Genomic DNA, 20,584 nt, shown 5'->3' with positions numbered 1-20,584 from the left:
TGCCTAATGCCTACAGCCTAAAGCGCATTAATGCATTTTATTTTGCATTAATACTTAACTATTAAACCTTACAGTAAAACAAGTTCCTTTGCCGATTTGACTATGACAGCTTACGGTTCCGTCCAGTTGTTCGGTTAATTCTTTGACAATAGAAAGCCCCAACCCCGTCGAAGACTCATTGGAGGTAGGTTTGGCACTTAATTTTTGAAAACGACCAAACAATAAATTCATTTCTTCTGGCAAAATCCCTTGCCCTTGATCTTGTACTGAGATTTCGAAATAGCTACTCGTACACTCCAATTTTACAGATACGGAAGAATCGGCATACGAAAACTTAATGGCATTTGAAACCAAGTTATCAATGATTTCGGTAAGATATTCTTGGTCTGTTTTTGCCATAAACAATGGTGCTTGGCTCTCAAAATGCAAGCTTATGCCTTTGCGATTGGCAATTTCTTCAAAGCGATTGAGCGAGGTAGTCAATAGCTGAACAATATTGTGATAGTCGATTTCGGGCGTAATAGACTCTCTTTCAAGGCGATTAACACTTAACATATTCTTGATAAGCGACGCCATTCTTTCTGAAGTACTCACCAATTCATCAATCCAACGTTTTTGACTATCAGTTAGATTTTGAGCGGTTTTTCTAAACTTTCCCGCAATGAGCTTAATATTAGTAATGGGATTTTGTAAGTCGTGAGAGGCAATACCGATGAAGCGATTTTTTTCTTGATTAATATGAAAAAGCTGTTCGTTGAGATGGTTCAGCTCCTGATTTTTTTCCATCAACTCCTTCTCCAAAGCTTTTTTGTGAGTAATATCTACTATCACCGAATTACTAGCGATAAAGTTGCCGTCTTTGTCATAAATCGCATTGGCGTTGAGGAGCACTTGTACGTGGTTTCCTGTTTTGGAAACTAACTCTAGTTCAAGGTTTCGGGTAGTACCTGTTTGCTTGAATTGGCGATAAAACTCCTCTGCACTTTCGGTTAGAAGGGTGATTTGTAAATCAAAAAAACGTTTTTTCCCGATGAGCTCTTCACGGGTATATCCGAGCATTTTGAGTTCGGTATCATTGACTTTTAAGAAGTAGCCATCGGCGTCCAATGAATGATAGGCATTGGGCGCATTGTTATAGAATTCTTCAATAAAAGAAATGTAGTCAGAGGAATGTTCAGCGGAGAATTTTTCTCCGAAAAACCCAATTAACTCTTTCAAAATACAAGCGGGATTGAATTGGATTATTTTTGACCAAATTTAACACAAAAAAGCAGTCCTGAACATCAAGACTGCTTTCTTTTTTAACCTCTAAACCTACAAGTATGAAGTAAATCTACCACTTGATGACACAAAGTTCGTATTTCGGCACTTCTTAAACCTTGACCAGATTCAAGGTTTAATTATGATAGTCGTCAGTATTTATCAAGATTGAGAATCTGAATTTTGTAGAAATCTCTTTGTATATTAGTCAAATTGTGTTGTGGTATCGGGTGTTATTTTGGGAGAATTCGTGCGTTTGAAAAACATCCGAGCATAGATATTAGTGCTCATAAAAGTAAACCAAAACGATTCACATATAAATTAATATCCAGTCCTAAATTCATGCTTAACCCCACACTAAAAGATGCTATACTCGATGCTTTGCTCACACACTTAAATGTTTTTGTGAGTATCTATAACTATGAAACCAATGAGGTAGTTCTAGTAAATGACTCTGGTTTAGAGTTATTTAAGGTTCGAGACGAGAAAGAGTTTGCTGAGAAATACGGAGTTGAAGTGCGAGAAATGCCCATTACAAGCGAGCAAAATGCCAAACTTAGGAAAAGCCTAGACGAAAGTGGTAAATGGTCGGAAGAAGTACAATGTAAAGTGCATGATGGTACTACTTTTTGGGCTATTATCAATATTGATGCATTTCAATGTGATTCTCAAACGTATTTAATTACCCGTATTATTAATTTGGAGAAACTTTTACAATTTGAAAAAGAAAACGGTATCAAGGGTCGTGAATATTTTAAAAATCAAATCGACCAAATGATTTCGTATCGCACTTCAGCGTTGCTCGAAACGCTTACGAAATTAGAGCATTCGCAACATGAATTATCGGAAGCATTGCACCGCGAGCATCGACTCAATGGGCTAAAATCTCAGTTTATTACTTACGCCTCACACGAGTTTAGAACACCACTGGGGATTATATCATCTTCGGCGAATCTTCTAAGTAAATACAACAAAATCGGGAACGTACAGAAGCAAGAAGAACATATCCAAACGATTTTGGAAAATGTAAAAACGCTCACAGCACTTTTAGAAGAATCATTGAGCATGGGAAGATTGGATGATAACGCCATCGAACGGCCTTTAAATTTTTATCTTTCCAAAGTGATGCAACAAATGAACGATAGCTAGGATAATTGATCATGAGCTGATGATGTCTTTTCGGTAAAGTGTTAATGCTTTTACCCCAATAAATACAAAACAATCACCAAGAATATGCAAAAAATATTGCTCATAGAAGACGATGACCAGTTGCGGAGAAATACCGCCGAAATACTCGAGTTGTCCAACTATGAGGTGTACACCGCCGAAAATGGAAAAATTGGAGTTGAAAAAGCCCTGCAATGTCAACCCGATTTAGTGATTTGTGATTTGATGATGCCTGTATTGGACGGCTATGGTGTACTGAAGGTTTTACACAAAAATCCTGTTTTGAATACAATACCTGTAATTTTATTAACCGCCAAATCAGAAAGAGGGGATTTTAGAAAAGGAATGGAACTTGGCGCAGATGATTACCTGACTAAGCCTTTTGATGAAGTAGAACTGATTTCAGCAATTGAAACTCGCTTGAGTAAAGTCGAACATCAACAGCATAGTGTCACTCCTCAAACTAATGTGGTAGAAGAAGCGCATGTGAGTGCTAATTTTAACTATGCATATCTGACTGAAGGGTTACAGCAACTCTTAGAAGATAAGCGTCCGCATCATTACAAAAAGAAATCGGTAATATATGCCGAAGGCGATGACGCCATCCGTTTGTATTATGTACAGTCAGGAAAAGTAAAGGTGATTTTGCAAAATAATGAAGGCAAAGAATTGGTGACAGGTTTGTATAAAGTAGGTGATTTTGTCGGAATACAAGCACTCTTGAGCGGTAGCGCTTATGTAGAAACTGCTGTTGCATTAGAAGAAACAGAATTGCTGTATGTTCCAAAGGATTTGTTTTTACAGGCGATTCACCAAAATCGTGCTATGGCCAATGGGTTGATTCAATGGATGGCGCAAGAAATTATCCAACAAGAAAAGTATCTGTTGGGATTGGCTTATAATTCTTTGAGAAAACGTGTGGCAGAGTCTTTGGTGTTTTATGCCAAACATATTCATCCTGATCAAACCGTTGACATTATTGTTCAGCTCTCAAGAGAAGATTTGGCGTCGATAGCAGGTACGGCTACAGAGTCGCTGATTAGAACGCTTTCTGATTTTAAACAAGAAGGATTAATAGAAATAACGTCAGGAAAAGTAATTATCCTAGATTTATTGAAAATACAACACTTGAAATATTAAAGAAGCTTTAGACTATGAGCTGTAGGCATTAGGCAAGATGTTTCTGTTGATAAAAAACAAAAATGCGGTCGAAAAAATAATTTCGACCGCATTTTTGATACTATATTTTCTTTAGACGCAAGCATTGCGTCTCTACGACAGAGGCATTTAATAAAAACACTCAATCTCCATTCTCTCAATATCCTAGTGAACATCCGAGCCACCTGTTACGCTCTTTTTCACAACTCTGGCATTGCCCGAAATATATACATCTGAACCACCTGTAGCAGAGATACTAATTTCTTTTTCAGCCCAAACATACGCATCCGAACCACCTGTTGCGGATACACTACAAAAACTTGAACGTAGTTTGTTGGCCTTTAAGTCACTACCGCCAGTTGAGCTTGCCTTCAAAACGGTTGTATTACCAATGAGCGTAACATCCGATCCTCCTGTTGTACTACAGTCAATTTCGTCGGCGTCTATTTCTAGTTTAATATCCGAACCACCCGTTGCACGAATCGTAAGTTTAATCAATTCGAGTTTCTTTTCAGAATATACATCCGAACCGCCTGTTGCCGAAATAGAATTGAGGTCTTTCACCGTCACGTAGGCTTTTACGGGTTTATTGTTCCATTTGAACCAGCCCCATTTTGAGTTTTCGATATATATGCGGATTACGCCGCCATTGTTATCTACTTTAATATCATCTTGGCGATCTTCAGCGGCACTAATACTAACAGATTCGCTAGAGCCTTGTGTGAGGTACAAATCGATTCCGCCCGAAATTTGAATACCTTTAAATGAACCCACATTACGTTTTTGTGTTACTACCTGTGCTTGAATGACAGTAACGCACGAAATCAATACAATAGAAACGAGGAAAAGAATCTTTTTCATAGTAAAACCTTTATTTGATGACAGTATATTTTATGTCTATTAGATGCAAGGCTTAAACTAAAGGTTGCATCTACAAAAGATTATTCTCTAAGAATTTAAGAAGGAAAAGAAATTTTTCCCATGGTTACCGAAGGAATTCCTCTACGAGTACCAAAATCAGACTCGCCACCCGCTACGGTTTCGTTTGCTAAAATGGCAAACAATACGGCTTCTTTCGCATCGCCATTGATACCCAGTTCATTGGTTCTTGCAAATTTGGCGGGAATAAGTTCTTGAAGCCATTCCATTAGCAAAGGATTGTGCATCCCTCCACCCGAAGTGTACACCGTAAAATCAGAAAGATTGGATAAATTGAGCGAATGCACAGCTTCGGCAATCGTCTCAGCACTAAATCGTGTGAGTGTTGCCAATAAATCATGACTCGGAATATGTAGCGTGTCACTGACTTCTTGAGCACGATATACATAAGCTTTGCTAAATAATTCGGGTCCTGTAGTTTTTGGAAAAGGCTTTTTGAAAAACTCATCTTGCTTCAACGCCTCCAATAAGGCTTGATTGACAATACCTTGTTTTGCCAAAAGGGCATCTTTGTCGTAAGCCATATCAGGATAGAAGGTTCTGGTAAAAGCATCGAGCAAGGTATTACCTGTGCCTGTATCGGTCACAAAAACCTCTTCAGGGTTCATATTGGCAGGTAAATAGGTAAAGTTGGCAATGCCGCCCATATTGAGCATAATACGATTTTCGCCTTTCTTACCAAAAATAAAATAGTCTCCATATACAGCTAATGGCGCACCTTCGCCACCTGCGGCTACGTGCTTTTGTCTAAAGTCAGCTATGGTGATAATACCTGTATTGACTGCTATATGGTCGCCATCTCCAATTTGAAGCGTTGCATTTGGGAATTTTTCGATACCATGCAAAATTTTTGGTGCGTGCATCACCGTTTGTCCATGTGAGGCAATAAGGTCAACGTCCTCGGGTGAAATGTTCCATTTTTGAAGGCATTCCAAAATCATATTGGCATGCAATACCCCAATCCACTCGTTGAGCATCGCCAAATGAGGAAAGTTGATGGTTTCTTTGGCAAAAACCTGTCGAATTTCTTCTTTAATATCTTCGGTGTAAGGAATGGTGTCAAAATCTAACAATTTGACTTCCGTGCTTTCGCCCGCACCCGAAATCTCGCAAAGAGCCACATCAAGTCCATCCATTGACGTTCCCGACATCAAACCAATAATTTTACGAGAAGGTTTTTGGGCAATTTGATAAAGAGATTGAAGGTTTTTGTTCATGAGGTCGATTTTTGTTGATGATTTTCAAATTTACGAAGTTGGAATGTATTTAGTGTATCAACGTGAGGTTTTGTTTTTTACCCCAAAACTGTTTTAAATAATAAATCCTTTATCTGTGTGTAACAAATAAAGGATTTACCAAAAATACTATCAAGAATACTATTCAAGTAATTACTTCGCTACTGCAATGGTGATGTTTCTAAACTCAATTGGGCCGTGATCACCTTGGAACATAATTGGTCCTGCTTCTGCCTCATTGCTATCAATAGCACCACCTGTAATGCCTGGTATCTCAGCTTTGTAGATGGTTGTTTTGCCATTTAGCATTACAGTCACAACTCTTCCAACTAAAGTAATATCATAACTTTGCCATTCTCCCGCTTTTTTAGCAGGCATTTCTAAAGGCTTCACAAAACCATAAATTCCTCCCAGTTCAATAGCAGATGGTTCAATGCCGAAGCCGTCTGTAATCTGTACTTCATAACGTCCACGAAGATATACACCGCTATTGCTACCTTCTGGCACACGGAATTCAACATGTAATTTGAAATCGCCAAAGGTTTTTGTCGTTCTGATATTGGCACCTGATTTTGGACTTTTCAAAACACCATTCTCAACAATCCATTGATTTTCGCCTGCGGCAGGACGGTCTTCTCTTCCAATAATTTCCCATCCGTCTAAGTTTTTACCATTGAAAATAGGCATTGGTTTTGCGAAAATAGGCTCACTAGACTTGATCAATTTTGGAGCTTTTACACCCACCCAATTCAGCACTTCGCCATTAGGCTGATTCATCGTTCCTTCTAATTTTCCATCTTTCAATTCAGCCTCTACCACAAGATCTTTATCTTCTCTGTCCCACTGTGGCGGAATGGAAAAAGACATTTTATTATCCTTAAAATAGACTCTAGAGATAGGTCTAGCACTACCGCCACTACCTACAAAACGCCCATTGAAGTATTTTACCCCAGAGTGGTTAATTTCCAACCAAGACGGGAATTTTTTATTTCCTTTCGTAATGGTAATATCCCAACGTCCTTCTACACTTTGAGCCGTAACGACCAATGTTGAGCATAAAATACACAGAATTATCAAAGGTAATTTTGTAATGAGTTTTTGCATGGTAGTATTGTTTTTGGTTAAATGGTTCACACAACTATTTGTCATTGTCGGGGAGACAACGATGCTAAAATTAGTTAAAATTTTGTAACATAAACCATTGAATAGAAATGGAAGGCATATAGATAATGATAGGAGGGCATTATCTATTGAGTGAATTGGTGATTGAGCCAATGAGTGATTATGGTAAAATTTGTATGCTAGCAGTAGAGACGTAATACTTTACGTCTTGAGCCAAGTTAGCCATAGGATGCTGATAGCAAAAAAGCGGTCGAAAATTGTTTTTCGACCGCTTTTTAATGAATTTCATAAAATCCTCCTAGTCTCAATATTGGGGATAATTTATGTTTAGCTTGCTGTTGTGGAGACTATTTGAGTTATTTCAATCGAACAAAGCCAAAAATCTCTTCAATTCTGCCAAAACAGGAGAATCTAAATCCCAGATATGGGTTTTATTTTGAAGACTATATTCCAAAGTACAGTATCTCCCTACATGTTGTCTTTCTTGATGAGTGGCGGTATCATATTTGAGGTAATAATGAACCCAAAGTTTATCAAATTCCTTTTGGCTTACCTTTTCTGATAAACAATTTTGCCATTGTTCTAAGCAATCAGCATTGCTTGATGGATGGTTTTTTATTAATCGTAAAATTGTTTCTAACTCTCCTTTTCCACCGACATTCATGAAATAGCAAGCAATTTGTAGAGGAATTTTATCAATTGTTAAATCTACAAATGTTTGACTATCTGACAATTATATATCAAAACTTTCTTGTAAACATTCATTTATAAACGCTAATCTTTCTTCCCTTGTAAATGAATCTTGGTCGATGATAATACCCAGTTTTTCAAAAGGATTTTTGAGGAAACCAGTCTTTAAACTAGCTAAACGTTTTGTCAAAGCATCTTTACTTAAACCTTCTAAAATATTAACTGAAAACTCTTTAACATCAACACCTTGTATTAAATATTCGATGAAAGCTTTGTCGTCTTTTCCTTCTACTAAAATGATATTTTTCATTATTCTCCTCTGATAGGTGTATTGGTTGCTAATTCATATTCAAGGGTATCGATGTCATGTTTTATACCAATAATTTGATTGGTTTTAGCGTGACGAGCCATTTCAAAATAGGCTCCTTCTCCTTTAAATTCTTCACAAACTTCTTCAAAGGCGGTAATCATTTCATGGCTATGAGTTGTGGCAAATAATTGAATATTATGATGTTTGCATAATTTAAAAAGCATTTGCCAAACTTCTTTTTGGGCGGTGTAGTGGATGCCGTTTTCTATTTCGTCTATGAGGAGATAGTTATAAATGGATTTTTTATAATTCAATATAATACCAATATAAAGTATAACCTTACCTAAGGCATCACCATGATAACTAATAGGCTGAAATATAGTTCCTTCCTTTTTTAGAAATAGCGTATTTGGATAACTTCCGAATGTTCTAATCTCTGTAATTGTACTGTCGATGATTTTTACACTATCTAATATTTCTTTATCTAAACCTGTGATTTGAGCTTGGTCAAATAGCTGAACTAAATTTATTGAGCTATTATTTTTTTCGTTTATCTTTTTAGGCTCATTAAGATTAAGTGTTGATAATTGTGGATATTTTCTGTTCTTATCAAGAATTAATTGTACATCATTATTGTGAGTAAAGTTTTCTCCTGTTTTATCATCTTTAAACGAAAATTCAGGCTGATATTTAAAACCAAACTCTTCATTATTTACAGTAAATTTGAAATTTATGGCTCCTATATCTTGGTTTTTCATTAAAGAGTAACCTGTGTTTTCTGTTCCTTCGTAACTACGAGTATCAATCGTTCCTTTAGTATCCTGACTCAAACCAAAATACAAAGCCTCCAACAAACAAGTTTTTCCAGAGTTGTTCTTTCCAGTAATGACATTTATCCTTGAAAAACCTTTTATTTCGGTTTTATCAAAACATCTAAAATTCTCTATTGAAATATTTTGTATCATATCCTGTCAATTATTTTTCTAAATATACTCTATTCGCTCGAAAGCCAAATCTGCAATCCCAAATCGTAATTCCAAAATCAAAAAAGCTCCTCTTTCAAGAAATGTGCTGTAAAACTACCTTTTACCTTGGCTACTTGTTCTGGCGTACCTTCAGCGATGATTTGTCCACCGTTGCGACCACCGTCTGGACCCAAGTCAATCACATGATCGGATACTTTAATGACATCCAGATTGTGCTCGATAATCAAAACGGTATTTCCTTTATCGACAAGTTTTTGTAAAACTTCCATCAAGGCTTTAATATCTTGAAAATGAAGACCAGTCGTTGGCTCGTCGAGGATATAAATTGTTTTTCCTGTATCTCTTTTCGAAAGTTCCTCTGCTAGTTTTACTCGTTGAGCTTCGCCACCCGAAAGGGTCGTAGCTTGCTGCCCTAAAGTCAGATAGCCCAAGCCAACCTCATGTAAGGTTTGAACTTTACGCTGAATTTTAGGTTGATTTTCAAAAAAGCTCACCGCCTGTTCCACCGTCATATCCAACACATCGGCAATGGATTTTCCTTTAAATCGAACTTCTAATGTTTCTCGGTTAAAGCGTTTGCCTTTACAAGTTTCACAAGCGATATGTACATCAGGTAGGAACTCCATTTCGATTTTTTTCATCCCTGCGCCTTCACAATCTTCGCAACGACCGCCTTTTACGTTAAAACTAAAACGTCCTGCTTTGTAACCACGAATTTTAGATTCTGGCAACTCACAAAAAAGCGAACGAATATCCGAGAACATTCCCGTGTAAGTGGCAGGGTTGGAGCGTGGCGTACGACCAATCGGTGACTGATCCACTTCAATTACTTTATCCAAAAACTCCAAACCTTCTACAGCCTTAAATGGCATAGGTTCACGTTTGCTATTGAAGAAATGGCGATTGAGAATCGGGAAAAGTGTTTCGTGAATCAAGGTAGATTTGCCTGAACCACTCACACCAGAAATCGCAATCATTTTGCCCAAAGGAAGTTTTAGCGTAACATTTTTGAGGTTATTGCCATTAGCACCTTTGATTACTAAAGTATTGCCATTGCCTTTACGACGTTGTTTGGGAACTTCAATATTGGTATCGCCACTCAAAAACTTAGCAGTAGTCGAATTATTTTTCAAAAACTCCTCTGGTGTTCCCTGACCCACAATCGAGCCACCATGACGACCAGCACCAGGACCAATATCCACGATATAGTCAGATTCGAGCATCATATCTTTGTCGTGTTCTACTACCAAGATAGAGTTACCCAAATCACGCAAATCTTTGAGTGCTTGAATCAATTTTACGTTGTCACGTTGGTGCAAGCCAATACTTGGCTCGTCCATGATATACAAGACATTGGTCAGTTGTGTACCAATTTGGGTTGCCAAACGAATACGTTGTGCCTCGCCACCCGAAAGCGTTTTGAGTGGGCGATTGAGCGTAAGATATTCTAAGCCGATACCCGTCAAGAAACCGATACGTTTGCGGATTTCTTTGAGTACCTCACGACCGATTACATTTTGGCGTTCAGACATGCGCTCTTCGAGTCCCTCAAACCATTTGGCTAAGTCCGAGACATCTAATTGGGCTAATTCCGCAATATTTTTGTTATCTATTTTGAAGAAAAGCGCTTCTTTTTTCAGACGTGCCCCATTGCAATCTGGGCAGGTGCGAATCATCATAAAATCCTTGAGCCACTCTTGAATTTTATCAGAGCCACTTTCTTGTTGTCTTTTCAAGAAATTGATAATTCCCTCATATTTGGTATTCCATTCGGTACCTTCATATTTTTTAGAAGGAACTGGAACAGGCTCGTCAGAACCATACAACATGATTTCGACAGCTTCTTTAGGAAATTTATCGAGCGGAGTGGTCAAACTCACTTTAAAAGGTTTGAGTAATACCTCTAATTGTTTGAAAATCCACATTTCACGGTATTCACCGATAGGAGCAATGGCTCCACGGCTAATACTGAGGCTTTTGTCGGGAAGGATAGCTTCTTCTGTAATTTCCTCAACCACTCCCAAACCTTGACAACAAGGACACCAGCCATAAGGAGAGTTAAATGAAAAGGTATTAGGCGCAGGCTCGTCGTAAGAAATCCCAGTTTTAGGATCCATCAAGAATTTTGAAAAATTACGGACTTCACCTTTTTCGTCACGAATCATCATCAAACCTTTTCCTTGGTTCAAGGCTGTTTGAACAGACTGCGATAAGCGGAAGCGGTCTTCAGTTTTTACCACAATACGGTCAATGACAATCTCTATATCGTGGATTTTGAAACGGTCGAGCTGCATTTTGGGCTGAATGTCCATCACCACGCCATCGACACGTACTTTGGTATAACCCAATTTGGCAATCTGCACAAAAAGCTCACGGTAATGTCCTTTACGACCTTTGACAATCGGAGCCAAAATGATTAGTTTTTGATTGTCATAATCATTGAGAATTACATCAATGATTTGATCGACAGACTGTTTAATCATTTTTTCACCCGACAAATAACTAAATGCTTCTCCTGCACGAGCATAGAACAAACGCATAAAGTCATAGATTTCGGTAACAGTACCTACGGTCGAGCGAGGGTTTTTGGAAGTGGTCTTTTGCTCAATCGAAATTACAGGCGAAAGCCCATTGATTTTATCCACATTGGGGCGCTCCATTCCACCGATAAAGCTTCGGGCATAGGCCGAAAAGCTTTCCATATAACGACGCTGTCCTTCAGCATAAATGGTATCAAATGCTAATGAAGATTTCCCCGAACCACTGATGCCAGTAATAACGACAAGTTTGTTGCGAGGAATAGTGAGGTCAATATTCTTTAGGTTATGTTCTCTTGCTCCGAGCACTTCGATATGCTCATAGCCTGTGTTGTCTGTGAGGTTGGACATGAAATAAGGAATATAATTGAATGCAAAGGCAAAGGGGTAATTCACCAAGCCGTTAATTGGATAACATTAATTGCCTTAGTAAAGTTACCAAAATTTATGAAGGTTTTAGAAGAAAGCTTTTAATAGTGGAGAAGGTGCAAAGGCACAGAGGCACAAAGTGGGGAAAGGATTAAGTGAAATTGAGTGATTTTAAGAAAAATTTATTCTGTAGAGATGCAAAACCATACATCTCTACAGAATGGTTGAGTATTTCAATAATCACTCAATCACAAACCACTCAATCACTCAATATCTCTAGCTTAAATAAACGCCAACTTCATCAGGGTTATCTAGGATAACTTTTACGTGCTCGTTAATCGTTGTAGACAATTCGTACCCGATATAATTTGCGGCAATTGGGAAACGATGGTAGCCACGGTCTACGATAACGGCTGTTTGAAGACGCTTTACATGCAAACGCAAAAATGGCGATAAGCCATAAGCAAAAGTACGACCAGTATTCAATACGTCGTCTACTACGATAATGGCTTTTTGCTCGAGTAGGCTATCCTCGCAATCAAAAGTGATACTTGGATTAGGCACTTCCTTGTCCATGTCAATAAGTACTGCAATAGCCTTGATAGAGGAAATATTCCCAATCATTTCGGCAAGTAATTTGGCAAATGAATACCCTTGACCCTTGATACCAGCAATGATAATTTCTGATTCTTCGAAATTGTTTTCGTATATCTCAAACGCAATACGTTTAATTTTTTGGAGTACCTGCGTTTGGTTTAGTATTTGATTATCTGTTAGTTCCATGCTGCGAAGATATTAAAACTTTATTGACCTCTATAGCTCTTTCTTAGCAATTATAGAGACGACTCTAATTGCAAGTCGCAATATTAAGACTTGAAAGATAAATTTTTAGATAATTGGATAAATAATATTCAAAAAAAAAAGCTTTCAAGAGGGCTGGCACAATTTGTGCGGATTCACTGTCATATAACTTCATCCAGTTATATTGACACACAACATGAAAATACTACTTTCATTTATTCTTACTTTAATATTTTGGACTTCGTGGGGCGGTGCTGACCCACAAAGTTTTGCGGTTGGAAAATTACTTACGTCACTCAAACAAGGTCAAGCAAGTGAGCTAGCTTCGATGTTTGACGAGAATGTGGATTTATTGATTGATGCTGAGCAAATTGATTTTAGTGAGATTTCACAAACGCACGCCGAAATCATCCTAAAGTCGTTCTTTAAACGTTGGCCACCTCAAGATTTTCAGTTAGTTCATCAAGGTGCCAATTCTTTGTCTCAGTATTACAGAGGTCTGTATAAGACAAATCGGGGGAATTATGCGGTGTATATCCTGCTCAAAAGAAATCAGGATAAGTTTTTAGTCGAAAGTATTCAGTTTAGAAAAGAAAAGTAATGGTTTGGAATGTGTTGGAGATGTAGAGGTTAGCGCAAATAACTTGGTGTAATTCCTCTCATAATTTAGATTTGTTAAGAAATATTGACAGCGTAGCAAGTGAAAATACTTAGCTACGCTTATTTTTTGTACATTTGCAGTCTGTTTGCGAACAATAGCATAATTTACAATAAAGCATAAAGAACAACGACATGGCAAAAGGATATGCACAGGGTCAGCAAAGACGAATGGTGCAAATGCCAGTAAATCCACTGGCTATCAAAACAAAAAAGTATGCGCTTGATAAAAACAAGTTTATTACTCTCAATATGAGCCAAATGGTCAAAAATCAATGGTATTGGGGTTTTGTACCACTTGGACTTATCGCTGTGAACGCGGTGCTCAATATTACAGGTATTTATCATAACTACTGGATTTATGTATTGACGCTTATTGGGGCGATTGGTTATGTTGCTTTCTGGGCAATTCAATTTACGGGTGTAACGCAGTTGGATCAATACAAACAACTTTTTGAAAAATATCGCTACGAAATCGATAGCCGTCAAATTTTGATGAAAATTACAGACGAGCAAGGTGGTGTTATCAAATGGGATATGATTAAAACTGCTAGAAAAGAAAAAGAAGCTTATGTGTTGGATTTAGGTCAATATCAGTTTATTTATTTGCCATTCAATATTTTCTCAAGCGATAACGATAAAAAATTGATGGATAAAATCTTGAGAGATAAAGGTTTTATTTCTTAGAATATGGTTGAATATTTTATCTGGTATTTGTAAAAAGAACAAAGTTTCCATTTGCCACTGCTTACTTTTCTTGTCTTGACACAAGAAAAGTACCCGCAGCGGCGGCCGCAAAAGAAAGTCAAGAAATCCTAAACTCGCCTGCGGCTCAAACAGTAGGATTTCATAAAAATCGAATACTCAAAACAGTATGGTCACCATTTTTATTGGCTTATAAAATTTAAACATATTCCTACAAACATAAAAAACCCCAAACGATAATTCGTTTGGGGTTTTTTATGTTTGTAGGCGATGGGTATCAGCTTTGGGTTATAGCTAAGTTATTAGACATTAATCATAAACTTTTCAATTTGTAATAAATCAATTTTCAAATCTTCAAATCATCCTAATTTTCAAATTATCCCTCTGTATTTAAGATTTTAATTAAAAGTTTATCGACTTTTGCGCCATCCATATCAATAATTTCGAAGCTCATATTTTGCCAAATAATCGTATCACCTTGTTGTGGTAAATCCGTCAATTCATTCAGAATTAACCCAGCGACTGTATTGAAAGAGTATTCTTGAAAATGATTAGGCAAATCAAAGAATTGTAAAAAATCTACCAGTGGATACTGCCCATCAATCAACCAAGAATCATCTTCTCGCTTGTCTAAACGATAACCATCATGGTCAAAATCTGATACGTTTCCTACCAATGCTTCTAGCAAATCATTGAGCGTAACAATACCTTGTGTTTGACCATACTCATCAATGACAATTCCGTAATGAATTTTACTATCCTTAAAACGCTGCAAAGCTTGGTAAGCCGAAGCATTTTCTAGAATAAATTGTGGAGGAGAAAGATATAAGCTCAAGTCAAAGTCTGTTTGACTCAGAGGCAAAAACAAATCTTTCAGGCGCACTACGCCGATAATATGGTCTTTGTCTTTTTCGTAAACAGGATATAGCGAGTGTAATTCTTCATGAATCACTTCTCTGATTCGGTCAGAAGAATAGCTAGATTTTAAAAATACCACATCGTTGCGGTGCGTCATCAACGACGATACATTTCTATCGCCCAGACTAAACACCCTACCCACAATATCTTGTTCTATTTCATGAACCTCACCACTTTCGGTACCTTCTTGCACAATTGCCTTGATTTCTTCTTCGGTTACTTTACTGTCGGTAGAAGGTTTGATGTTGAGAATTTTGATTAGTAAATCCGAAGAAAATGTCAAAAGCCAAACAAAAGGAGCTGTAAGCGTCGATAGCATATTCATCGGACGAGCTACCGTTTTGGCAATAAATTCGGGATTGGTGAGTCCAATACGCTTTGGTACAAGTTCTCCAAATACCAACGAAAGATAAGTAATCAACAAAACCACTGTTGTGACCGCCAAAGTATGTTGGTAAGGAGCAAACAATTCAAATTGTCCGTAAAAAGCTTTTATATCATTGGTCATTTTTTCTCCTGAAAAAATACCTGTTAAAATTCCAATTAAGGTAATACCAATCTGGACTGTTGAAAAAAAACGGTTAGGTTCGTTGGCAATATTTAAAGCTATTTTGGCATTGGTATCGCCTTTTTTGGCAGAAGATTCCAATCGCGCCTTTCGTGCAGACACAAGTGCTATTTCTGACATTGAAAAAATGCCATTGAGCAGAATTAATAAAAATATGATAAGTAGTTCCATGAAATAAAATCAATCAGTCGAATGATTTGAGAGTGAGTATTTGACAGCGCTAAGTTAGGGATTGTGTGCGAAAAATTATCACCTGCGACTTAGCATTACACTTTGTGTTTCACAAAATGATGGCGTAATAATAAAAACCCTAGCATCGAAGTCAAACATAATCCTCCCATGACATACCAAAGTTCCGCAAAATTCCATCGTTGAATAATCTGTGCACCGATGGTGGGAGCGCTGATTTGAGCAATAGAATAACACATTGAATAGAGCGCTAGATATTGACCTCTATTTTTTTCATTAGCTCTATCTACGACTAAAGTTTGCATGAAAGGCATCGCAAACATTTCGCCAATGGTATTAAAGGCAATCGAAAACCAAATAAACATTATAGCCGTGGATACATTCAGCACAAAAAACGAACAAGCTGTAAGTAACAAACCTATAGCGATCAATATAGGGCGTGGTAGGCGTTTTTCGACCGTATGAACAAATATCATTTCGGTGGTAGCAATTAACAAACCATTGAAAACCATAAAAGCACCAATTCGAGACTCTGAAAGCTTTATGACTGTTCTAAAATATAAAGGTTCCAAAGAAAATAACTGGAAGAACGGTATCGCATACATGACCACCAATGCCAAAAATACCCAGTAAAATTTATCCTTGTACGCCGAATTGGGTAAATTACTCACATGAGTTTCAGCAGACTTTGAGGAGGTCGTATCAAGCACTGGAGGTTTTATTAAAATCCTTAATAAAATAGCAGCTACAATACAAGTTACTCCGTCGCCCCAAAACAGATAGTTGTAATCCATCTCTGCCAAAATACCTCCCATACCGCCACCAATCGACCAGCCTAAATTGATAGCCAAACGATTGAGTGTGTACGAGCGAGTGCGGTTTGCAGGCGTGCTATAATAAGCAATAGAGGCGCCATTGGCAGGGCGAAACGTATCACCAAGCGTTGTAAAAATAAATACTCCTGCACAAATACTGTAGAGGGAGGTTAATTGCATCAAAACCAATAATGCAATGCCTGACAATAATAAACTGTAAAATTGGATAGGGTAAAAACCTATTTTATCAGTTAGTTTTCCACCTAAAAAAGTGCCAAATAACGCTCCTGAGCCATAAAATGCCATGACAATCCCTGCGTCTGCCACCGAGAAGTGAAGTTTTTGAGTAAGATATAAGGTTAAAAATGGCAAAACCATCGTCCCGCTACGGTTGACAAACATGATTGCTGATAGCAACCAAACCGATTTGGGAAGTCCGCCAAATGCATTTTTGTAAATATATAAAGGTTTGAAAAACATATTTTTAGTTTGAGATTGAAGCGAATTTTTATTCAATTTAGCCCCTCATAAAATTGGAAATATCGATGATTGATTTGGTATGATTTTTGGGTGCATTTCTAAAAAAATCTATCTTTGGTTAACGGTCAAGCAACGAATTTTGTAACTTTGTTGTTAACTAGTTGAATAACAATTGTTTCTCTCCTGTTCCGTGTAAAAGATTGTTTTAACCACACAACCCACCAAAAGAATAGTGTTATGAAAGACTCGCCAGTAATTTTAACGCCAGAATCTGTAGAGCTTCTTGTTGCGAATATTGCAGAGGAATTATTGAGAGGGCAAAATACTTATAAATCTGAAACGCAAGCAGTGCGTAAAAGAATCAAAATAGGCATGTTGAAAACCCTTTCTTATCAAGAAATTTTGTACTCAAATAAACAAACGTCGAGATTTGAGCCTGCTCAATCTGATGTAGCTTAGCGTTTTCCTTACCGCCATAAGGTGTAAAAAATAAGCTCCTTAATCCTTCCTGACTTTATATAATCCTTTTAAAACTTTGTATCAACTTTTCAGTACTATTGTAGCAGTTTGAGCTATAGTAGATGAATTGTTATGACTTTAAAAATTCAGATGTCAGCCACACAAGGTATGCGTGGCTGACATCTGAGTGAGACGCTGTAGCTTATAATTTCTCTTTCAAAAAAGTAGCAGTAAAGCTATTTCCTTCTTTTACCATGTCTTCGGGTGTTCCCGCAAAAGTGATATAGCCTCCTTGATTGCCGCCCTCTGGACCAAGATCAATGATATAATCTGCCGATTTGATGACTTCCATGTTATGCTCGATAATAATCACTGAATCGCCTTGCTCAACGAGTGCGTTGATGGCTTTCAATAGTTTTTTAATATCGTGGAAGTGTAAACCTGTTGTAGGTTCGTCAAAAATAAAGAGGGTCTTCCCTTTACTTGAATTCCCCTTTCCTAAGAAACTAGCCAATTTGACACGCTGTGCTTCGCCACCCGACAAAGAGCTTGAAGACTGACCCAGTTTGATATAACCCAAACCAACTTCTTGTAACGGAATTAGTTTGTCAGCCAGTTTAGGGTCTTCTTTTGAGAAAAGTATAATCGCTTCATCAACGGTCATATCCAAGATTTCAGCAATATCCTTTTCTTGGTATTTTACGTCTAAGATTTCTTGTTTAAAACGCTTTCCACCGCATGACTCGCATTTGAGGCGCACGTCTGCCATAAACTGCATCTCAATGGTAACTTCACCCTCGCCTTGGCAGGTTTCACAACGACCACCGTCTACGTTGAACGAGAAATGCGCAGGTTTATAGCCACGATTTTTTGAAATAGCTTGTTCTGAATACAACAAGCGAATTTGATCATACGCCTTGATATAGGTAACGGGGTTTGAGCGTGATGACTTTCCTATGGGATTTTGGTCAATCATTTCAACAGCCTCAATTCGATTAAGACTGCCACTTAATTCTGTAAATTTCCCTGTTTCATCAGTGAATGTCCCCAAATGTCTTCCTAGTGCAGGAAATAACACTTTACGAATAAGTGTTGATTTTCCAGAACCACTTACCCCCGTCACCACTGTGAGTACTCCAAGTGGAAATTTGACATCTAAGTTTTTAAGATTATTTTCTCTTGCACCTTTGATGTCTATGAAAGCAGTGGATTTTCTACGAAACTTTGGTACAGGAATACTATCTTTTCCAGTTAAGAAATTAATCGTATGACTTTGTATTTCGGTGACTTGTGCGTCGCTCAATTGTTCGTAATTCCCTTGAAATACAAGCTGCCCACCATGACTTCCCGCATCAGGACCAATATCAATGATTTGGTTGGCCACTCGCATTACCTCTTCTTCGTGTTCAACCACAATAACGGTATTGCCCAAATCTCTCAACGATTCTAATACCGAAACCAAACGTTGTGTGTCACGTGGGTGCAAGCCAATCGAAGGCTCATCTAGGATATACATTGACCCAACAAGCGCACTTCCCAACGAAGTTGCTAGCTTGATACGCTGAAATTCACCACCTGATAAAGTTGAAGTAAGACGATTGAGTGTAAGATATCCCAAACCTACACGACTCATAAAATCTAGTCGATTTTGGATTTCTTGTACAATACGCTTCGATAATTCCATTTGATAATCAGGAAGTTCTAGTTTTTCAAAAAACTCTGTTACTTCTGAGATAGGCATCAATACCAGGTCGATAATAGACTTACCGTTAATTTTGACATATCCTGCATCTTTACGCAAGCGTGAACCTTGGCAATCTGGGCAAGTAGTACGACCACGGTAGCGAGAAAGCAAAACTCTAAATTGGATTTTGTGCGTCTCGGTTTCGAGCATTTGGAAAAAGGCATTGAGACCAGAAAAATATTCGTTTCCTGTCCACAATAATGCTTTTTCCTGTTCTGTCAAATCTTTATAGGCTCTATGAATAGGAAAGTCGAATTTGATACCATTGCGTAACAGCGGAATAAGCCATTCGCCCATTTTTTCGGTACGCCATGGCGCAATAGCCCCTTCATAGACTGATAAATTATGGTCTGGGAAAATAAGGTCGTGGTCCAAGCCTAATACTTTACCAAAACCTTCACAACGCTTACAAGCGCCATAAGGGTTATTAAAGCTAAAAAGGTTGAGTGAAGGTTCTTCAAAAACGATACCGTCAGATTCAAATCTATCTGAGAAAACACGAGTTTCTTGTCCTACAAGCTCAATGTAACAAGTGCCACTTCCTTCAAAAAATGCCGTTTGTACTGAGTCTGATGCACGAAACTGTGTTTCTTCATCTGGCTGACCGTCGTCTTCTTTTTTGATAACTAATCGGTCTATTAATATTCTGAAGTTGTTTTTGACCAAGTCAATAGGAGGGAGCTCTTCTATTCGCGTTGGATTTTCTAATAGTTCTTCCAGAAATAAAGTCTCCTCATCCACCACAATACGGGTATAGCCTTTTTGCATCAATACCTGTATTTCGGCTTGCAAACTACGTCCTTCTCTCAAAAATAAGGGCGCCAGAATTAAGACTCTTTGCCCTGATTCTTGTTCGAACAACCAGTTGACCACATCAGTAACGGTATCTTTTCTGACAATATTTCCAGAAAGAGGCGAATACGTAATTCCTGTGCGAGCAAATAATAATTTGAGATAATCATAAATCTCGGTAGTCGTACCAACCGTCGAACGAGGGTTTTTAGTAGAAACCTTCTGCTCAATCGCAATCGCTGGCGATACGCCTTTGATATAGTCTACATCAGGCTTTTCCATTCTTCCCAAAAACTGACGGGCATACGAACTTAAGCTTTCGACATACATACGTTGCCCTTCGGCAAACAGTGTGTCAAAAGCCAAAGATGACTTTCCTGAGCCAGATAAGCCCGTAATAACCACAAGCTGGTTACGAGGAATAGCGACATCAATATTTTTGAGGTTGTTGACTCTTGCCCCTTTAATAATGATATTCTTTTTAGGGTCGAGGTTTTCTATGGAAGACTGTTGGTTCAGCGTGATTTCGGCAGTATTCATCAAAATGTCGGATAGTTGAATTTTGGCAATATGAGAATGATTGAGTGTTGCCAAATTTTGTCCAAAACAATTACAGGCAAAATAAGGATGAACAAACCTTGAATTGTCATAGGTTTGTTGTCCTCTCAAAGTTAGACAAAAAA

The 20,584-nt window shown here is 37.9% G+C and carries 17 protein-coding genes; 5 read left to right on the top strand and 12 right to left on the bottom strand.

Features of this window, described 5'->3' with window-relative positions; translation table 11 throughout:
• Nucleotides 1-54: 54 nt before the first annotated feature.
• Entirely contained in the window at nucleotides 55-1,218 is a 1,164-nt protein-coding gene (locus QM481_RS12430; RefSeq protein ID WP_283381995.1) for a PAS domain-containing sensor histidine kinase, read from the bottom strand.
• Nucleotides 1,219-1,602: 384 nt separating this feature from the next.
• Here QM481_RS12430 and QM481_RS12425 point away from each other — a divergent pair, with 384 nt between their 5' ends.
• Both QM481_RS12425 and QM481_RS12420 read left to right on the top strand, forming a co-directional pair.
• Nucleotides 1,603-2,409, top strand: coding sequence for a PAS domain-containing sensor histidine kinase (locus tag QM481_RS12425; RefSeq protein ID WP_166549655.1), 807 nt, complete (start codon nucleotides 1,603-1,605; stop codon nucleotides 2,407-2,409).
• An 84-nt stretch (nucleotides 2,410-2,493) separates the two neighbouring features.
• A complete protein-coding gene (locus QM481_RS12420; RefSeq protein ID WP_283381994.1) occupies nucleotides 2,494-3,567 on the top strand; it encodes a response regulator in 1,074 nt (357 codons plus the stop codon).
• Between the two features lie 183 nt (nucleotides 3,568-3,750).
• Here QM481_RS12420 and QM481_RS12415 read toward each other — a convergent pair whose 3' ends face one another.
• The 8 genes from QM481_RS12415 to QM481_RS12380 all read right to left on the bottom strand — a co-directional run bounded on the left by QM481_RS12415 (nucleotide 3,751) and on the right by QM481_RS12380 (nucleotide 12,556).
• A complete protein-coding gene (locus QM481_RS12415; RefSeq protein ID WP_283381993.1) occupies nucleotides 3,751-4,446 on the bottom strand; it encodes a head GIN domain-containing protein in 696 nt (231 codons plus the stop codon).
• Between the two features lie 95 nt (nucleotides 4,447-4,541).
• On the bottom strand, nucleotides 4,542-5,741 hold the full coding sequence (locus tag QM481_RS12410) for an anhydro-N-acetylmuramic acid kinase (RefSeq protein ID WP_283381992.1): 1,200 nt from the start codon (nucleotides 5,739-5,741) through the stop codon (nucleotides 4,542-4,544).
• Nucleotides 5,742-5,912: 171 nt separating this feature from the next.
• Nucleotides 5,913-6,863: a 3-keto-disaccharide hydrolase gene (locus tag QM481_RS12405; RefSeq protein WP_283381991.1), complete on the bottom strand. Its 951-nt coding sequence runs from the start codon at nucleotides 6,861-6,863 to the stop codon at nucleotides 5,913-5,915.
• A 379-nt stretch (nucleotides 6,864-7,242) separates the two neighbouring features.
• Nucleotides 7,243-7,545, bottom strand: coding sequence for a hypothetical protein (locus tag QM481_RS24915; protein ID WP_283381990.1), 303 nt, complete (start codon nucleotides 7,543-7,545; stop codon nucleotides 7,243-7,245).
• A gap of 69 nt (nucleotides 7,546-7,614) precedes the next feature.
• Nucleotides 7,615-7,881 carry a DUF3226 domain-containing protein gene (locus tag QM481_RS24910; protein ID WP_283381989.1) on the bottom strand — a complete coding sequence of 89 codons (267 nt, stop codon included), beginning with the start codon at nucleotides 7,879-7,881 and terminating at the stop codon, nucleotides 7,615-7,617.
• Entirely contained in the window at nucleotides 7,881-8,846 is a 966-nt protein-coding gene (locus QM481_RS12390) for an AAA family ATPase (RefSeq protein ID WP_283381988.1), read from the bottom strand. The genes QM481_RS24910 and QM481_RS12390 overlap by 1 nt, the downstream gene beginning before the upstream one ends.
• 77 nt (nucleotides 8,847-8,923) lie before the next feature.
• Nucleotides 8,924-11,755: an excinuclease ABC subunit UvrA gene (gene uvrA / locus QM481_RS12385; RefSeq protein ID WP_283381987.1), complete on the bottom strand. Its 2,832-nt coding sequence runs from the start codon at nucleotides 11,753-11,755 to the stop codon at nucleotides 8,924-8,926.
• A 294-nt stretch (nucleotides 11,756-12,049) separates the two neighbouring features.
• A complete protein-coding gene (locus QM481_RS12380) occupies nucleotides 12,050-12,556 on the bottom strand; it encodes a phosphoribosyltransferase family protein (RefSeq protein ID WP_283381986.1) in 507 nt (168 codons plus the stop codon).
• A gap of 214 nt (nucleotides 12,557-12,770) precedes the next feature.
• On the opposite strand from QM481_RS12380, the gene QM481_RS12375 reads away from it, so the two are divergent.
• Nucleotides 12,771-13,175, top strand: coding sequence for a DUF4783 domain-containing protein (locus QM481_RS12375; protein WP_166549663.1), 405 nt, complete (start codon nucleotides 12,771-12,773; stop codon nucleotides 13,173-13,175).
• A 191-nt stretch (nucleotides 13,176-13,366) separates the two neighbouring features.
• Nucleotides 13,367-13,918 (top strand): YcxB family protein, encoded by a 552-nt coding sequence (locus QM481_RS12370; RefSeq protein ID WP_283381985.1) that lies wholly within the window; start codon nucleotides 13,367-13,369, stop codon nucleotides 13,916-13,918.
• A 394-nt stretch (nucleotides 13,919-14,312) separates the two neighbouring features.
• Here QM481_RS12370 and QM481_RS12365 read toward each other — a convergent pair whose 3' ends face one another.
• Nucleotides 14,313-15,593, bottom strand: coding sequence for a hemolysin family protein (locus QM481_RS12365; RefSeq protein ID WP_283381984.1), 1,281 nt, complete (start codon nucleotides 15,591-15,593; stop codon nucleotides 14,313-14,315).
• 95 nt (nucleotides 15,594-15,688) lie between these two features.
• Nucleotides 15,689-16,906 (bottom strand): MFS transporter, encoded by a 1,218-nt coding sequence (locus QM481_RS12360; RefSeq protein WP_283381983.1) that lies wholly within the window; start codon nucleotides 16,904-16,906, stop codon nucleotides 15,689-15,691.
• Between the two features lie 237 nt (nucleotides 16,907-17,143).
• On the opposite strand from QM481_RS12360, the gene QM481_RS12355 reads away from it, so the two are divergent.
• Nucleotides 17,144-17,365, top strand: a complete 222-nt coding sequence (locus tag QM481_RS12355) for a hypothetical protein (RefSeq protein WP_166549666.1) — start codon at nucleotides 17,144-17,146, stop codon at nucleotides 17,363-17,365.
• A 202-nt stretch (nucleotides 17,366-17,567) separates the two neighbouring features.
• Here the strand turns inward: QM481_RS12355 and uvrA (QM481_RS12350) are convergent, their stop codons facing one another.
• On the bottom strand, nucleotides 17,568-20,441 hold the full coding sequence (gene uvrA, locus QM481_RS12350) for an excinuclease ABC subunit UvrA (RefSeq protein WP_283382052.1): 2,874 nt from the start codon (nucleotides 20,439-20,441) through the stop codon (nucleotides 17,568-17,570).
• Between the last annotated feature and the right edge of the window lie 143 nt (nucleotides 20,442-20,584).

Source organism: Flectobacillus rivi (genome assembly GCF_030056655.1).
Taxonomy (GTDB): Bacteria; Bacteroidota; Bacteroidia; order Cytophagales; family Spirosomataceae; genus Flectobacillus; species Flectobacillus rivi.
This window is presented reverse-complemented; position numbering and strand designations above follow the sequence as displayed.

Excerpts from the sequence above, each read along its gene's own strand:
- QM481_RS12380 (WP_283381986.1), bottom strand. The coding sequence starts at position 12,556 with ATGGAACTAACAGATAATCAAATACTAAACCAAACGCAGGTACTCCAA.
- QM481_RS12370 (WP_283381985.1), top strand. The coding sequence starts at position 13,367 with ATGGCAAAAGGATATGCACAGGGTCAGCAAAGACGAATGGTGCAAATG.
- QM481_RS12425 (WP_166549655.1), top strand. The coding sequence starts at position 1,603 with ATGCTTAACCCCACACTAAAAGATGCTATACTCGATGCTTTGCTCACA.
- uvrA (WP_283381987.1), bottom strand. The coding sequence starts at position 11,755 with ATGTCCAACCTCACAGACAACACAGGCTATGAGCATATCGAAGTGCTC.
- QM481_RS12415 (WP_283381993.1), bottom strand. The coding sequence starts at position 4,446 with ATGAAAAAGATTCTTTTCCTCGTTTCTATTGTATTGATTTCGTGCGTT.
- QM481_RS24910 (WP_283381989.1), bottom strand. The coding sequence starts at position 7,881 with ATGAAAAATATCATTTTAGTAGAAGGAAAAGACGACAAAGCTTTCATC.
- QM481_RS12405 (WP_283381991.1), bottom strand. The coding sequence starts at position 6,863 with ATGCAAAAACTCATTACAAAATTACCTTTGATAATTCTGTGTATTTTA.
- QM481_RS12365 (WP_283381984.1), bottom strand. The coding sequence starts at position 15,593 with ATGGAACTACTTATCATATTTTTATTAATTCTGCTCAATGGCATTTTT.
- QM481_RS12390 (WP_283381988.1), bottom strand. The coding sequence starts at position 8,846 with ATGATACAAAATATTTCAATAGAGAATTTTAGATGTTTTGATAAAACC.
- QM481_RS12420 (WP_283381994.1), top strand. The coding sequence starts at position 2,494 with ATGCAAAAAATATTGCTCATAGAAGACGATGACCAGTTGCGGAGAAAT.
- QM481_RS12360 (WP_283381983.1), bottom strand. The coding sequence starts at position 16,906 with ATGTTTTTCAAACCTTTATATATTTACAAAAATGCATTTGGCGGACTT.
- uvrA (WP_283382052.1), bottom strand. The coding sequence starts at position 20,441 with ATGAATACTGCCGAAATCACGCTGAACCAACAGTCTTCCATAGAAAAC.
- QM481_RS12410 (WP_283381992.1), bottom strand. The coding sequence starts at position 5,741 with ATGAACAAAAACCTTCAATCTCTTTATCAAATTGCCCAAAAACCTTCT.
- QM481_RS12375 (WP_166549663.1), top strand. The coding sequence starts at position 12,771 with ATGAAAATACTACTTTCATTTATTCTTACTTTAATATTTTGGACTTCG.
- QM481_RS24915 (WP_283381990.1), bottom strand. The coding sequence starts at position 7,545 with ATGAATGTCGGTGGAAAAGGAGAGTTAGAAACAATTTTACGATTAATA.
- QM481_RS12355 (WP_166549666.1), top strand. The coding sequence starts at position 17,144 with ATGAAAGACTCGCCAGTAATTTTAACGCCAGAATCTGTAGAGCTTCTT.